Origin of the sequence: Streptomyces sp. NPDC002138 (assembly GCF_040296485.1) — a bacterium.
In the GTDB taxonomy this organism is placed as follows: domain Bacteria; phylum Actinomycetota; class Actinomycetes; order Streptomycetales; family Streptomycetaceae; genus Streptomyces.
Genome location: NZ_JBEOXE010000053.1, coordinates 1 through 14,133, shown reverse-complemented (window position 1 = coordinate 14,133; position 14,133 = coordinate 1). Strand labels below are relative to the sequence as shown.

Annotated in this window: 10 protein-coding genes; 3 read left to right on the top strand and 7 right to left on the bottom strand. The window is 74.4% G+C overall.

Annotated features, from left to right (window positions below; all coding sequences use genetic code 11):
• Positions 1 to 11 precede the first annotated feature (11 nt).
• On the bottom strand, positions 12 to 155 hold the full coding sequence (locus ABT084_RS28280) for a SapB/AmfS family lanthipeptide (protein WP_330328788.1): 144 nt from the start codon (positions 153 to 155) through the stop codon (positions 12 to 14).
• Complete coding sequence (gene lanKC / locus ABT084_RS28275) at positions 152 to 2,818, bottom strand: class III lanthionine synthetase LanKC (RefSeq protein ID WP_351049615.1); 2,667 nt, start codon at positions 2,816 to 2,818, stop codon at positions 152 to 154. The genes ABT084_RS28280 and lanKC overlap by 4 nt, the downstream gene beginning before the upstream one ends.
• Before the next feature lie 291 nt (positions 2,819 to 3,109).
• Between lanKC and ABT084_RS28270 the strand changes: the two genes are divergently transcribed.
• Both ABT084_RS28270 and ABT084_RS28265 read left to right on the top strand, forming a co-directional pair.
• Entirely contained in the window at positions 3,110 to 4,396 is a 1,287-nt protein-coding gene (locus ABT084_RS28270; RefSeq protein ID WP_351049612.1) for a virginiamycin B lyase family protein, read from the top strand.
• A gap of 176 nt (positions 4,397 to 4,572) precedes the next feature.
• Complete coding sequence (locus ABT084_RS28265; RefSeq protein ID WP_351049610.1) at positions 4,573 to 4,824, top strand: EF-hand domain-containing protein; 252 nt, start codon at positions 4,573 to 4,575, stop codon at positions 4,822 to 4,824.
• Between the two features lie 57 nt (positions 4,825 to 4,881).
• Here the strand turns inward: ABT084_RS28265 and ABT084_RS28260 are convergent, their stop codons facing one another.
• The 5 genes from ABT084_RS28260 to ABT084_RS28240 form a co-directional block, all read right to left on the bottom strand.
• Entirely contained in the window at positions 4,882 to 5,859 is a 978-nt protein-coding gene (locus ABT084_RS28260) for an ABC transporter substrate-binding protein (RefSeq protein WP_351049608.1), read from the bottom strand.
• Positions 5,852 to 7,897: an ABC transporter permease subunit gene (locus tag ABT084_RS28255; protein WP_351049605.1), complete on the bottom strand. Its 2,046-nt coding sequence runs from the start codon at positions 7,895 to 7,897 to the stop codon at positions 5,852 to 5,854. The genes ABT084_RS28260 and ABT084_RS28255 overlap by 8 nt, the downstream gene beginning before the upstream one ends.
• A gap of 109 nt (positions 7,898 to 8,006) precedes the next feature.
• Complete coding sequence (locus tag ABT084_RS28250) at positions 8,007 to 9,185, bottom strand: quaternary amine ABC transporter ATP-binding protein (protein ID WP_351049603.1); 1,179 nt, start codon at positions 9,183 to 9,185, stop codon at positions 8,007 to 8,009.
• Complete coding sequence (locus ABT084_RS28245; RefSeq protein ID WP_351049678.1) at positions 9,182 to 10,702, bottom strand: GMC family oxidoreductase; 1,521 nt, start codon at positions 10,700 to 10,702, stop codon at positions 9,182 to 9,184. Before ABT084_RS28245 ends, ABT084_RS28250 begins: the two co-directional genes overlap by 4 nt.
• A 92-nt stretch (positions 10,703 to 10,794) precedes the next feature.
• A complete protein-coding gene (locus ABT084_RS28240; RefSeq protein ID WP_351049601.1) occupies positions 10,795 to 12,276 on the bottom strand; it encodes an aldehyde dehydrogenase family protein in 1,482 nt (493 codons plus the stop codon).
• Between the two features lie 244 nt (positions 12,277 to 12,520).
• Between ABT084_RS28240 and ABT084_RS28235 the strand changes: the two genes are divergently transcribed.
• A complete protein-coding gene (locus ABT084_RS28235; protein ID WP_351049599.1) occupies positions 12,521 to 14,032 on the top strand; it encodes a glutamate synthase subunit beta in 1,512 nt (503 codons plus the stop codon).
• Positions 14,033 to 14,133 lie beyond the last annotated feature (101 nt).

Genomic DNA, 14,133 nt, shown 5'->3' with positions numbered 1-14,133 from the left:
AAGGGACCTGATCAGTGACAGGTCGTGATGCTCAGGCTGCTGTCACCGCAGAGCAGCAGGCTGGCCCGGCTGCCGCCACCGCCGCCGCCACCGAAGGTGGCCTCGGTCGACTCTTCCTTGATGGTCTCCATCGACTGCAGGTCGAGAAGCGTCATGTCAGATTCCTCTTCTTCGCTGGGTCATCCTGATGGGTCACGGCCCCGAGGTACGGGACCGGCTCTGGGACCGCCGCGGCGCGCCGCAGCGGTGGGAGGAACGGCAGCTGCGCGCGACCGTCGGGCGCGGCGCTGCCGAGGGCCAGCAGTGCTCCGGCCGTGCCCGTGGACAGGTCCATGGACAGGCGCATCAACTGCTCGCCGGGGAAGGCCAGATGGCCTTGGTAGGGGACCGCGTGCCGGGCCAGCGCGTCGATCTGGCGCGTGACGTCGTCGGCGCGGGTGCCCGGGCCCGGGGTGGTGGTCCGCGCCAGGTACAGCACCATCCCGGCAGCGCCGCGGAACAGCCCGGGCTGCGCGTAGAAGGTGGCCTGGGCGGCCCGTACGATCTCCAGGCGGGCCTGCTCGAAACGCGGCTCGGAGCCGTGCTCCAGCCAGTCGTCCAGCACCATTCCGATGCCCACGCTGCCGGCCCCGAGGTAGGGCATCGTGCGCCACCCCTCGTCGACCTGGAGGGTGCCGAAGGCGCTGGTCACGCACTGGTCGAGATCGCGGTGCAGGGCGCGGCGCGCGAGGGCCAGGTACTCCTGCTCGCCCGTGCGCTCGTACAGGCGCAGGAAGAGGAGGGCGGGGCCCGAGCCGCCGTACAGCAGACCCGCACGCCGGGGTGCGGCGCCGTCCCGGGCGGCCAGTTCGGCGCAGCGCACGGCCGCCGCGTGCAGCGCGCCCTCACCCGTCGCCGTGCCCAGCGCGTCCAGCGCCAGGCCGAGGCCGGCCAGCCCGCTGTGCAGGTCCCGGCCGATCTCCTGCCACGGCTGCTCCAGCAGGAGTTCGGCGAGGTCGAGCGCCCGCTCCCGGTGACCGAGCCGGTCCAGGGTCCAGGCGGTGCCCGCGAGGCCGTCGTAGAAGCCGAGCGGGGTGCCGGAGCCGGGCTCCGCGGCTCTGGCCAGCAGCCATTCCTCGGCCTCCGGCCAGGGCTCGGCGCCGGTCTCGGCGAGTGCGTAGAGGACTCCCGCGGCGCCGTACCCGAATCCGGTGCCACCGCCCTCGGAGCTGAACTGGGCGATGTCGCCCGGGAAGAGACGGTCCTCCCGCCCGGGTGTGGCACTGGCGCGCAGGGCCGCGGTCATCGAGTCCCGGGCGGCCGGCCAGTCCCCGGGCGCGACGGGCAGGTACGGACCCGCCGGGGCCGGTATCCGGCCGCCGGGCGCCCGGCCCGCGGTGATCCCCGCGGAGTCCGCTTCGTCCGGCCCGGACAGGATCTCCTCGACGGCCTCGTCCAGGAATCGGCGCGGTACGGGGAACTGCTCCGCGGCGATGGCCGCCAGGTGCGCCGCCTTCGCCCGGTCCAGCGCGAACAGACTGGTCAGCGGCAGGAACAGGGCGAGGCGCAGACAGGCGAGGGCGTAGCGGTCCACCGCGAAGCCGCGGCGGCCCGCCGGGGCGACGAACGCCGGGTTGGCGACCGTCTGCCGCAGCCCCTCGTCGACGTGGGCGGCGGCCTCGAAGTCCAGCAGCGCGACGGACGGTTCGCCCGCGGAGTCCTCGGTGACCATGATGTTGAAGAGGTGCAGGTCGTTGAAGACCACCCCACGGGCGTGCACCGCGTCCACCGCCTCGCTCACGCGCTCGTGGATCTTCAGCGCCCACGCGGTGTAGGCGGCGAGCTCCTCCGGCGCGGGATCGGCCTCGATCAGCGGGTGCCTGCGGGCGAAGTAGGTGTTGAGGGGCTTGCCCTCCAGGTACTGGAGCGCCAGGAAGTGGTGGTCGCCCACGGTGAACGCCCCGAGGACGGAGGGGACGCAGTCCAGTCCGGCGAGCCGCTCCAGCGCCGCCTGCTCGCGGTGCAGCCGGGCCACCGCGTCCGCCCCGTCGGCGGCCAGTCCGGCGTACGGCCGGGCCTCCTTGAGGACGACCGCCTCCCCGGTCCGGGCGTCCCGGGCGGCGTAGACCCCGCCGCCGTTGGAGAAGTGCAGGGCCCGCTCGACCGTGTAAGGGATGTCCGCCAGGGTGATGGCGGAGCGCGCGTCGAGGTGCGGCTTCAGGAAGGGGGGCGGCTCCACCCACTCCGGAGGCTGGAACACCGGCCCCCGGGGGTCGGGGACGAGCCGCCCGTCCGGTGCCTCGATCGCCGGGACCAGCTCGCCGTGCTCGTCGTAGCAGTGCCGCAGGGTGAAGCTTCCGTAGCGCAGGTGGACGGGGCCCGTCCCCCAGCGCAGGTCGCTCAGGATGTACGGCCCGCGCTCGCCGGAGAGCAGGGCGTCGAGCTCCTCGGCGACGCGGCCGCACTGCTCCTCGTCGGCGGGGTACACCGTGAGGAACTTGCCGCTGGCCGCGCGGTCCGCGTACTTGGCGTTGCGCAGGTGCAGCAGGTAGCGGCTCGGCACGAACTTGAAGGCGATGTCCCGGGCCAAGCAGTAGGCGTGGACGCGCTCCAGGACGGATTCGGCGTTGTCCAGGCAGGCCGACACGTGGATCTTCCAGCCCTGGGAGGGCAGTTCGGATCCGATGGGCCGCAGCGCGTACCAGTCGCCGCTGCGGTGGGAGCGCCACCCTTCGGGTACGGGGGCGAGCGCGGCCGGGTAGTTCTCCTCGGCACGCCGGTAGGGCGCGTCGTAGAACCAGCGGTCTGCGTCGCAGAAGGCGGCGTACCCCTTGTTCACCCGTACTCCCTCGGTCGGTGGCCCGCCTGGCCCGGCTGGCCCGGCTGCATCAAGGTGTCATCCGCGCCGGGGGCCGCGACAGTCACGCGTGTCACCGATGCGGTGTGCAGTACGCACGAGTCACTTGGGCGGGCACCGGGGCGCGCTCGAGCCGCCGCGGCGCGGCGCCCGGGGCCGCCCACCGGCTGCCATCCGTGTGCACGCGCGCGGGTCCGTGGCGTGGTGCGGCGGACCGGGCGGGTCCGCGCCGCTAGCCTCGGCGGCCGGACGACCAGGACAGGTAGGTGCGCCGTGCCCCGCTCCGCAGTTCCCGAGGCTCCCGAGGCCCCCGGGCCGCTCCGGCCGGTGCCCGCCGGGCGCCGGATCGGCGCTGTACTGGCCCTGCTGACGCTGTGCGCGCTCGCGCTCGGCCCCTCCGGGGCGGTGGCCGCCGCCGGTCCGGAGCCCGCCGGGACACCCGGCACCGGGGCCGTGGCCACCCCGCTGTACGTCTCGGACTACGGCAACGACCGGGTCCTGCGCGTACCGGCCGACGGCAGCGGCGGGCAGACCGTCGTCCCCGCCACGGGCCTGGTGCGCCCCACGGGCATGGCCGTCGACGCCGCCGGAGCCCTGTACGTCTCGGACACCGGCAACAACCGGGTGGTGCGCCTCCCCTCGGACGGCGGCCCCCAGGTCACCGTGGCGACGGACGGGCTGTCCCGCCCGCTCGGGCTCGCCCTCGACGGTGCGGGCGACCTGTACATCGCCGACAGCTTCAACGACCGCGTCGTCAAGGTGGCCGCCGACGGCAGCGGCCAGGTCACCGTCCCCACCACCGGGCTGCTGCACCCCTGGGGCCTCGCCTTCGACGGCGAAGGCGCCCTCTACGTCTCGGACTTCGTCAACGACCGGGTCGTCAAACTCCCGGGCGGCGGCGCCCGGCAGACCACCGTCCCCATCACCGGCCTCTCCCAGCCCGCCGGGATCGTGCTCGACCCGCGGGGCAACCTGTACGTCTCGGACACCGGCAACAACCGGGTGGTGCGCGTCGAGGCCGACGGCTCGGGCCAGCGCACCGTCCCCGCGACCGGGCTGAGCGATCCGCTCGGGCTGGCCCTCGACGAGCGCGGCGACCTCTTCGTCGCCGACGCCTTCAACAACCGGGTGCTGCGCCTCGACCCGGACGGCGGCGGGCAGAGCGTCCTGCCCCTCACCGGTCTGAACACCCCGACCGGCCTGGCGGTCCCGCCCACCCGCACCCGCCTCACGGCGGCGCCCGCCACCGCCCTGCACGGGTCCCACCCGCAGACGCTGACCGTCAGGGGCCTCGCCGCCACCCTCACCACCGCGCGCCACACCCCCGTACCCGGCCAGACGGTGGTCTTCAGCGACGCCTGGCGCAAGCGCACCCTGTGCGCCGCCGTCACCGACCACCGCGGCACGGCCCGCTGCGACGCGGTGGTCCACGCCCCGGAGCCCGTGCTCGACCACCTCTCCGAGGCCCTCCACCGGCACGGGTACCTCGCCCGGTACGAGGGGACCTCGGTGTACGCCCCCGCCTCCGCGCAAGGCGCCGTGCGGCCGGGGCGGCCCTGAAGCGCCGGGCCGTCTCTTTCCCGGAGGACACCACGGTGCCCCGGCGCCCGCCTCCGGACCGTGGGGGGAGACCGGAGACGGGCGGGGGAGACCGGCGGCGGGCCGGCGCGGGGCGGGTCATAGGCTGTCGGCCGGCGGACCCGCCCCGCCGCCCCTCCTGCGGAAAGGACCACGTCATGAGCGAGAAGGCCCGCAAGCTCTTCGACGCACTCGATCTGAACAACGACGGCGTCCTGACGCGCGTCGAGGTGATCTCGGCCCTGCGGGCGAAGGGGCCCACCCTGGCCGCCGCCGGTGACCTGCCCTTCTGGGGCGTGGGCGACGTCGACGCCTCCTCGGCCCTCTTCGACCGGGCCAACCTGGACGGCGACGACGTCCTCACCTTCGCGGAGTTCGAGCGCGAGGCCGACCGCCGGTTCGGCTGGTGACCGGGCCCGCCAGTCCTGGCGGGCCCGGGCCGGTCAGTCCTGGCGGGCCCGGGCCGGTCAGGCGACCCAGGGCCGCCAGACGTCCTCGTGCCGCTCCACCCACTTCCGGGCCGCTTGCTGCGGGGTGAGCTTCTCCTCGGCGATCATCAGGGCCACCTCGTTCTGCGCCTCGACCGTCCAGTGGAACTTCTTCAGGAAGGCGGCGGCCCGCCCGCCCTCCTCGGCGAAGCGCGCGTTGAGGTACTTCTGCAGCGGCGTGTGCGGGTAGGCGCAGGCCACCTTCCCGGGGTCGGCGTCGCAGCCCTGCGTGTACTCGGGCAGCTTGACCTCGGTCATCGGGACCCGCTCGAAGAGCCACTGGGGCTTGTACCAGTACGTCAGGAAGGGCTTCCTCTCCTTCGCGAACTGCTTGATCTGGGTGATCTGGGCGGCTTCCGAGCCCGCGAAGACCACGTCCAGGTCCAGGCCCAGGTTCTTCACCAGGGCCTTGTCGTTCGTGACGTACGAGGGGGAGCCGTCCAGCAGTTGGCCCTTGCCGCGGCTCTCCGGCGTGCGCAGCTGGTCGGTGTACTTGCCGAGGTTCTTCCAGTCGGTGACGTCCGGGTGCTGCTCGGCGAAGTACGTCGGCACGAACCAGCCGATGTGGCCGGTGACCCCGAGGTCGCCTCCGCCGACGATGGTCTTCTTGTCCTCCACGTACCGCTTCTGCTGCTCGGGGTGGCCCCAGTCCTCCAGGATCGCGTCGACCCGGCCCTGGCTGAGGGCGTCCCACGCGGGCACTTCGTCCACCTGCACGGTGTCCACCCGGTAGCCCAGCTCGTGTTCGAGCAGGTAGCCCGCCACGGCCGTGTTGGCCTGCGCGCCGACCCAGGACTGGACGGACAGCGTGACGGTCTTCGCGCCCCGGGCGGCGGCGTAGGGGGAGGTCTGGCGGGTCATGTCGGCCGCTCCGCAGCCGGTGAGGACGGCCAGGGCGGTCGCCGCGGCGAGCGCGGCGACGGCCCCGCGGCGGGTGGTCGGTCGTGTCTCAGGCATTGCGGGCCTCCTTCGCGGGCTGGGTGACGCGGTCGAGCACGAGGCCGAGGCAGACGATCGCCGCCCCCGCCACGAGCCCGGTGGCCAGGTCGCCCTGGGCGAGCCCGAGGACCACGTCGTACCCGAGGGCGCCCCCGCCGACCAGGCCGCCGATGATGACGACGGCGAGGACCAGGACGACGGCCTGGTTGACGGCCAGCAGCAAGGCGGGCCGGGCGAGCGGCAGTTGGACCTGCCGCAGCTGCTGGGATCCGGTCGCTCCGAGGGAGCGGGCGGACTCCAGCGCGGCGGGCTCCACCCCGCGCAGTCCCTGCGTGGTGATGCGGATGACCGCGGGCAGCGCGTACACGACGGCGGCGGCCGCCGCCGGGGCGCGGCCGACCCCGAAGAGGGCGACGACCGGAATGAGGTACACGAACTGCGGCATCGTCTGGCACACGTCGAGCACGGGCCGCAGCAGCCGCTCCGCGCGGGCGCTGCGGGCCGCGCCGACCGCGATCGCGAAGCCCAGTACGAGGGTCACCGCGACGGCGGCGAGCACCTGCGAGAGGGTGTCCAGCGCGGGATCCCAGACGCCCAGCACACCGATGGCGGCCAGGGCCAGGACGGCGGTCAGGGCGGAGCGCCAGGTCCCGACCACCAGGCCGAGGGCGGCCACGGCCAGCAACAGCAGCCACCAGGGGGCCGCCTGGAGCCCGGAGCGCAGCGGGTCGAGGAGCAGCCCGGTGAAGCGGGCGGCCCAGTCGGCGGTGCCGCCGACCACGGGAACCCCGGAGTAGAGGTGGTCGGTCATCCAGGCCACGGCCCGGTTAACGGGGTCCGCGAGCGGCACCGTCCAGGACCCGGGCCACTGGGCGGTGCCCAGCATCCGGCCCAGGACCGCCACGGCGACGGCGGCGAGGAGGCAGAGCAGCCGTCCGTACCAGCCCGCGAACACGCGCCGCAGGAAGTGCAGTTCGGCGCTCGGCCGGGGGGTGGCGCCGAGTCGGGCGCCCGCCGCGTCCGCCGTGCGGTCCAGCACGACGGCGAGCAGCACGATCGGGATGCCCGCGGCGAGCGCCGCGCCGACGTCGACGGAGGCCAGGGCCTGGTAGACCCGGTCGCCGAGGCCGCCCGCGCCGATCACCGACGCGATGACGGCCATGGACAGGCCCGTCATGATGGCCTGGTTGACGCCGAGCAGGATCTGCCCGCGGGCCAGCGGGAGCCGTGCGGTCAGCAGCCGCTGGCGGCCCGTGGCACCGAGAGAGGCCGCGGCCTCCAGGACCCCCGCGTCGGCCCCGCGCAGCCCGAGCGCGGTGAGGCGGGCCATGGGCGGGGCGGCGTAGACGACGGTCGCGAGGACGGCCGCGGGCACCCCGATGCCGAAGACGAGCACCATCGGCAGCAGGTACGCGAAGGCGGGCAGGATCTGCATGGTGTCGAGTACGGGCCGCAGGACGCGCTCGGTGCGCGGCGAGAGCCCGCCGGCCAGGCCGAGCAGGCCGCCGACGACGACGGAGGCGGCGACGGCCACCACCATCAGGGCCAGGGTCTGCATCGTCGGCACCCACATGCCCAGCAGGCCGCAGGCGGCGAAGGCGGCCATGGAGGTCAGCGCGAGCCGGACACCGGCGAGGCGCCAGGCGACCAGCCCGGCCAGGGCGGTCACGCCGGTCCATCCGGCGGCGAGCAGGACGACGTACACGGCGCGCACGGACACCACGACCGCGTTGCTGACGTGTCCGAAGAAGTAGAGGAACAGCGGGTGGCTGTCACGGTGGTCGATGATCCAGTCACCGGCCCGTCCGAGCGGGCCCGACAGGTCGACGGCCAGGGCGCCGGGCCAGCTGCCCGCGCCGGGGTAGAGGACGCCCAGCGTGCCCAGCACGGCCGCGGCGACGGCGAGGGGCAGGACCCGGCGGCCGACGCGGAAGCGGGCGGCGGACCCGATGCGGCGCGGCGCCGTCCCGGAGGACGACGAGGCGGCGGCCGAGCGCGGATCGCGGCCGGCTTCCGGCGGCGCGGGTTCGCGTACGGACGTGGTGGCGGAGGTCATCGGCGCCACCCCCGCGCTCCGGTGGCGGGGCGGGCGGTCCGGCTCCCCGGAGGGGTGGTCCGGGTCACGGGAGGGGTGGTCCGGGTCACGGGAAGGGCGGTTCGCATGCTCACGCGGCCTCCCCGGTCGCCGGGCCGGGTATCCCCGCGACGACGGCGAGCAGGGCCGCGTCGTCGACCACGCCCAGGCAGCGGCCCCGGTCGACGACCCGGGCCGGCCCGCCGCTGCGGGCCACCGCCTCGATGGCCGCCACGACGGTGGTGGCGGGGGCGAGGGACACGCCCCGCTCGGCCTCGCCCGCCGTCGCGGGACGCATGGCGCTGCGCACGGTGAGCACCTGCTCGCGCGGTACGTCGCGGACGAAGTCCCGTACGTAGTCGTCAGCGGGGGAGCCGACGATCTCCTCGGGCGTGCCGGTCTGCACGATCCGGCCGTCGCGCATCAGGGCGATCCGGTCGCCGAGGCGCAGCGCCTCGTTGAGGTCGTGGGTGATGAAGACCATGGTGCGGCCCTCCTCGTGGTGCAGGCGGGCCACCTCCTCCTGCATCTCGCGCCGGATCAGCGGGTCGAGGGCGCTGAACGGCTCGTCGAACAACAGGACTTCGGGGTCGGCGGCGAGGGCGCGGGCCAGGCCGACGCGCTGCTGCTGACCGCCGGAGAGTTCGTGGGGGCGGCGCTCCTCGAGGCCGTCGAGGCCGACCTTGACGGTCATCTCGGCCGCCTTGGCGCGGCGTTCGGCGCGGCCCATCCCCTGGATCTCCAGGCCGTAGGCGATGTTGTCCAGCACCGTGCGGTGGGGCAGCAGGCCGAAGTGCTGGAAGACCATGGCGGCGCGGTGGCGGCGCAGCTCCCGCAGCCGGGTCCGGTCCATCGCGAGGACGTCCTCGCCGTCGATGGCGAGGGAACCGGCGGTGGGCTCGATCAGCCGGGTCAGGCAGCGCACGAGGGTGGACTTGCCCGAACCGGACAGGCCCATCACGACGAAGGACTCGCCCTTGCGGACGTCGAAGGTGACGTCACGGACGGCGGCGGTGCAGCCGGTGCGCTCGCGCAGCTCGGCGGCGGACAGGTCGGCGAGGGGCGAGCCGGGCACCTTGGCGGCCGCGGCGCGCGGGCCGAAGACCTTCCAGAGGCCGTCCACGGCGAAGACCGGCGGCCGGGTGTCCGGTGCGGATCCGCCGGCGGGGCGTCCGGTGCCGATGGCGCCCGCCGCCGTACGGCTGCCCGCCGTACCGCCGCCGGTGGCCGTGCCGTGGGAACTGCCGTGGGTGCTTCCAGTGGTGTTCATCGTGCGTCGCCTCCCAGCAGATCGGCGGCTTTCTCGCCGACCATGAGCACTCCGATCATCGGATTGACCGCGGGCATCGTCGGGAAGACCGACGCGTCCGCGATCCGGATGCCGTCCAGCCCGCGCACCCGCAGGTCGGGCCCCACCACGGCCCCGGTGTCGTCCGCGGCCCCCATCCGGCAGGTGCCCGCGGGGTGGTAGACGGTGTGCGCGACGGAGCGGGCGTACGCGCTCAGCTCCTCGTCACCGGTGACCTCCGGACCGGGACACACCTCGCGCTTCAGCCAGCCGGCCAGCGGCGCGGCCGCCGCGATCTCCCGGGCGATCCTGATGCCGTCGACCAGGGTGCGCGCGTCGTAGTCCTCCTCGTCCGTGAAGTACCGGAAGTCGAGGGCGGGTTTCACCTCGGGGTCCGCACTGGTGAGGTACAGCCGGCCGCGGCTGCGCGGCTTGGGGATGTTCGGGGTCAACGACACGCCGTGCGCCGGGCGTTCGTAGCCGATCCGCTCCGGATTGTCGGTGAAGGGGATCTGGTAGAAGTGGAACATCAGGTCCGGACCCGCCGATTGCGGGTCGCGCCGCACGAACAGTCCGGCGTCGCTGTCCATCGCCGAGTTCTCGGGTATCGGACCGTCCGTCTCCCACACGATCACCGACTCGGGGTGGTCCAGCAGGTTCTCGCCGACTCCGGGCAGATCGTGCACGGGGGGAATGCCGAGGGCCGTCAGCTCCTCGCGCGGGCCGATCCCCGAGTGCAGCAGCAGCCTCGGGGTGTCGACCGCGCCCGCGCACACGACCACCTCGCGGCGGGCCGACACCAGCGAGGTGGCGCCGTCGGCGGTCCGTACGTGCACCCCGCGCGCCCGCTTGCCCTCCAGCTCCAGGCGGCACGCCCAGGTCTCCAGCATCAGGGTCAGGTTGGGCCGGTCGTCCATGACGGGGTGCAGGTAGGCCACCGAGGCGGAGGAACGCTTGTTGGTCTCCGGGTGGTAGGCCAGGTCGAAGAACCCGGCGCCCTCGTGGAACGGCTTCGCGTTGAAGCCCTCGACACGGGGTACGCCCAGGGCCTGTTCGGCCGCGGTCACGAAGTCGCGGGCGATGGCGTTGCGGTCGGCCTCGCCGACGGGGACGATGTTGTTCAGCAGCCGGTCGAAGTACGGGTCCATGGCGGCGGCGTGCCAGCCCTCGGCGCCCGCCTGCGACCACTCGTCCCAGTCCGACGGCAGCGGCTTGAAGGCGATCAGCGTGTTGTGCGAGGAGCAGCCGCCGAGCACGCGGGCGCGGCTGTGCCGGATGTGCGAATTGCCGCGCGGCTGCTCGGTGGTGGGGTAGTCGTAGTCGAGCTCGCCGCCGAGGAGGCCCATCCAGCGGCGCAGGGTGAGCACGTCGGGGCGGTCGACGTCGCTCGGTCCGCCCTCGATGACGGCGACGGTGACGTCCGGGTCCTCGGTGAGCCGGGAGGCGATCACCGAGCCCGCGGTGCCGCCGCCGACGATGACGTAGTCGTACTCCCGGATGTGCTCCGGGGCCGTGTGCGCGGGCGTGCCCGGGTGCGTGTGCGTCCGGGTCTGGGTGTGCGTGGGTGTGTGGGGGGTCACAAGGTCTCCTCTCAGCCCGCGAACCAGCGGACGGGACGGGGCGCGAGGTTCTGGTAGACGTGCTTGGCCTCGCGGTATTCGGCCAGGCCCGACGGTCCGAGCTCGCGCCCGATGCCGGACTTCCCGAAGCCGCCCCACTCGGCCTGCGGCAGGTAGGGGTGGAAGTCGTTGATCCAGACCGTGCCGTGGCGCAGGCGGCCCGCCACCCGGCGGCCGCGGCCCGGGTCGGCCGTCCAGACGGCGCCCGCGAGTCCGTACTCGGTGTCATTGGCGAGGGCCACGGCCTCGTCCTCGGTGAGGAACGTCTCCACGGTCAGCACCGGGCCGAAGACCTCCTCGCGCACGACGCGCATCGTGCGGTCGCAGCGGTCCAGGACGGTCGGGCGGTAGAAGAAGCCCGGCCCGTCGGGGCGTTCGCCGCCCGCGCGCAGGACCGCGCCTTCCGCGAGGGCGGAGGCGACGTACGACTCGGTGCGCTCGCGCTGGGCGGCCGAGACCAGCGGGCCGCACTCGACGCCGGGGTCGGTGCCGCGGCCGAGGCGGATCTTCTCGGCGCGGCGGGCCAGTTCGGTGACGAACCGGTCGCGCACCGACGACTCGATGATCAGCCGGGAGCCGGCCGAGCAGACCTGACCGCTGTGGATGAAGGCGGCGTTGAGGGCCTGGTCGACGGCGGTGTCGAAGCCCGCCGCCGTGGCGCAGGCGTCGGCGAAGACGACGTTGGGGTTCTTGCCGCCGAGTTCCAGCGCGAGCTTCTTGACGGTGTCGGCCGCCGCGTGCGCGACCTTCGTGCCGCTGGCGAGGCCGCCGGTGAAGGAGACCAGGTCGACGTCGGGGTGGGCGGCGAGACGGGCCCCGACGGGGTCACCGGCGCCGGTCACGATGTTGGCGACACCGCCCGGCAGCCCGGCCTCCAGCAGCAGCTCGATCAGGACGACCGTGCTGAGCGGGGTCAGCTCGCTCGGCTTGATCACGAAGGTGTTGCCCGCGGCCAGCGCCGGAGCCACCTTCCAACTGGCCTGGAGCAGCGGATAGTTCCACGGGGTGATCAGGGCGCACACGCCGACCGGCTCATGCACGACCACGCTGTGGATGTCGGGGGATCCGGCGTCCACGACCCGGCCGCCGCCCTCGCCGAGGACGAGGTCGGCGAAGTAGCGGAACGCGTCGCTGACGCAGTCCACGTCGACCCGGCCCTCTTCGAGGGTCTTGCCCGCGTCCCGGCTCTCCAGCAGGGCGATCCGCTCGCGGTCGCGCTGGAGCAGGTCGGCCGTGCGCCGCAGCAGGGCGGCGCGCTCCGCCACCGGGGTCTGTGGCCACTCCCCGCCGTCGAAGGCGGCGCGGGCCGCGCCGACGGCCGCGTCCGCGTCGGCGGCGGTACCCTCGGCGACCACCGCGAGCACGGTGGCGTCGACGGGATCCAGGATCTCCCGCGTGGCGCCCGTCGAGGACGGCCGCCACCTTCCGGCTGTGTGAATGCTCTGCTGGGACACGACGCGCTGTACCTCCGATGTCGCACCGCGGCCTCTCCGCGGTGTGCGGTGGGGGCCGTCTGCCCTGGACCCCGGAAGCCATGTCCCATGCGTCACGGAAAGTGACCGGTGTCACGTTCGACGCACCGCTCGCCGTGGCCCCACGGGCCCGCGCGAGGCTGGTTCCCGCCGCTGGGAAGTGCGGAGGAACCGGGCGTAACCTGGTCGGACCGCCGTATCCGCACGTGAGTCATGGAGGCGGCGCATGACCGATCCGTTCGGATTCCTCAAGACGCCCCGGCGCTCCGTCCCGGCGCGCCCCGCCGACGAGCGGCTCGGCGACTGGCGGGAGGTCCACGCCGGCCAGGCCCTGCTGCCCCTGGTGTCCGAGCAGGCGAACCGCTGCATGGACTGCGGCATCCCCTTCTGCCACGCGGGCTGCCCGCTGGGGAACCTCATCCCCGACTGGAACGCCTACGCCGCCCACGGCGACTGGCGGGCCGCCTCGGACCGGCTGCACGCGACGAACAACTTCCCCGAGTTCACCGGCCGGCTCTGTCCGGCGCCCTGCGAGGACGCCTGCGTCCTGACGATCAACGCCGATCCGGTGACGATCAAGAACGTCGAGGAGACCATCGCCGACCAGGCCTGGCAGCACGGATACACCGCGCCCGCGCCGCCGGGGCGGCTCAGCGGCAAGACCGTCGCCGTCATCGGCTCGGGCCCCGCCGGGCTCGCCGCCGCCCAGCAGCTGACCCGGGCCGGGCACACCGTCGTCGTCTTCGAGCGGGCCGACCGGATCGGCGGGCTGCTCCGCTACGGCATACCGGCCTTCAAGATGGAGAAGTCCCACCTGGAGCGGCGCGTCCAGCAGATGCGGGACGAGGGAACCGTCTTCCGTACGGACGCGGACATCGGCGGCCGGATCGACGCCGCGGGGCTCCGCGGCGCGCACGACGCGGTCGTGGTCGCCGTCGGCGCGACGGAGCGCCGGGAACTGCCGGTGCCGGGGCGCGGCCTCCGGGGCATCCACCAGGCCATGGACTACCTCACCGGCGCCAACCGCGTCGCGGAGGGCGACCTCGCCGCACCCGAGGTGAGCGCCGAGGGGTGCCACGTGGTCATCGTCGGGGGCGGGGACACCGGATCCGACTGCCTGGGCACCGCCCTGCGCCAGGGGGCGCGCTCGGTGGTCCAGCTCGACATCAACCCGGAACCGGGCCCCACCCGGCCCGACGGCCAGCCCTGGCCGCTCTACCCGAAGGTCTACCGGATCTCCCACGCCCACGAGGAGGCCCGCAGCCGCCACGGCGCCGACCCGCGGGCGTTCTCCAGCGCGACCGTGCACTTCGAGGGCGACCCGGCGGGCCGGGTGCGGGCCCTGCACCTGACCGCCGTGGAGCCCCTCGGGCGCCGCTCCCTGCCGGGCACCGAGCGGGTGATCGAAGCCGGGCTGGTCCTGCTGGCGCTGGGGTTCACGGGCCCCGAGCGGGCCTGCCCGCTGGGCGGGCAGCTCGGACTCACCCGTGACGCGGGCGGCCGTTTCGCACGGGACGCCGACTTCGCGGCCCTCGGCGCCCGGGGCCGGACCCCCGCCGGGGTGTTCGTGGCGGGCGACGCCGGGCGCGGCCAGTCCCTCGTGGTGTGGGCGATCGCGGAAGGCCGCTCGGCGGCGGCCGCCGTGGACCGCTACCTGACGGGCGGGACGGCCCTGCCCGCCCCCGTCCGCGCCCACGACCGGCCCCTGCTCCTGCCCCTGGAAGAGGGCGCCTGGTGACCGTCGCCTAGGGGGTGTCTGACGGATGTGCGTGGGGAAGGAGGGGTGTCCGGTGCGTGCTCTCGGTGCGCCGACCGGAGGCCCGTGTACTGGACGTACTC

Coding starts and splice junctions, on each gene's coding strand:
- ABT084_RS28260 (WP_351049608.1), bottom strand. CDS start 5,859: ATGCCTGAGACACGACCGACCACCCGCCGCGGGGCCGTCGCCGCGCTC.
- ABT084_RS28265 (WP_351049610.1), top strand. CDS start 4,573: ATGAGCGAGAAGGCCCGCAAGCTCTTCGACGCACTCGATCTGAACAAC.
- ABT084_RS28235 (WP_351049599.1), top strand. CDS start 12,521: ATGACCGATCCGTTCGGATTCCTCAAGACGCCCCGGCGCTCCGTCCCG.
- ABT084_RS28280 (WP_330328788.1), bottom strand. CDS start 155: ATGACGCTTCTCGACCTGCAGTCGATGGAGACCATCAAGGAAGAGTCG.
- ABT084_RS28250 (WP_351049603.1), bottom strand. CDS start 9,185: ATGAACACCACTGGAAGCACCCACGGCAGTTCCCACGGCACGGCCACC.
- ABT084_RS28255 (WP_351049605.1), bottom strand. CDS start 7,897: ATGACCTCCGCCACCACGTCCGTACGCGAACCCGCGCCGCCGGAAGCC.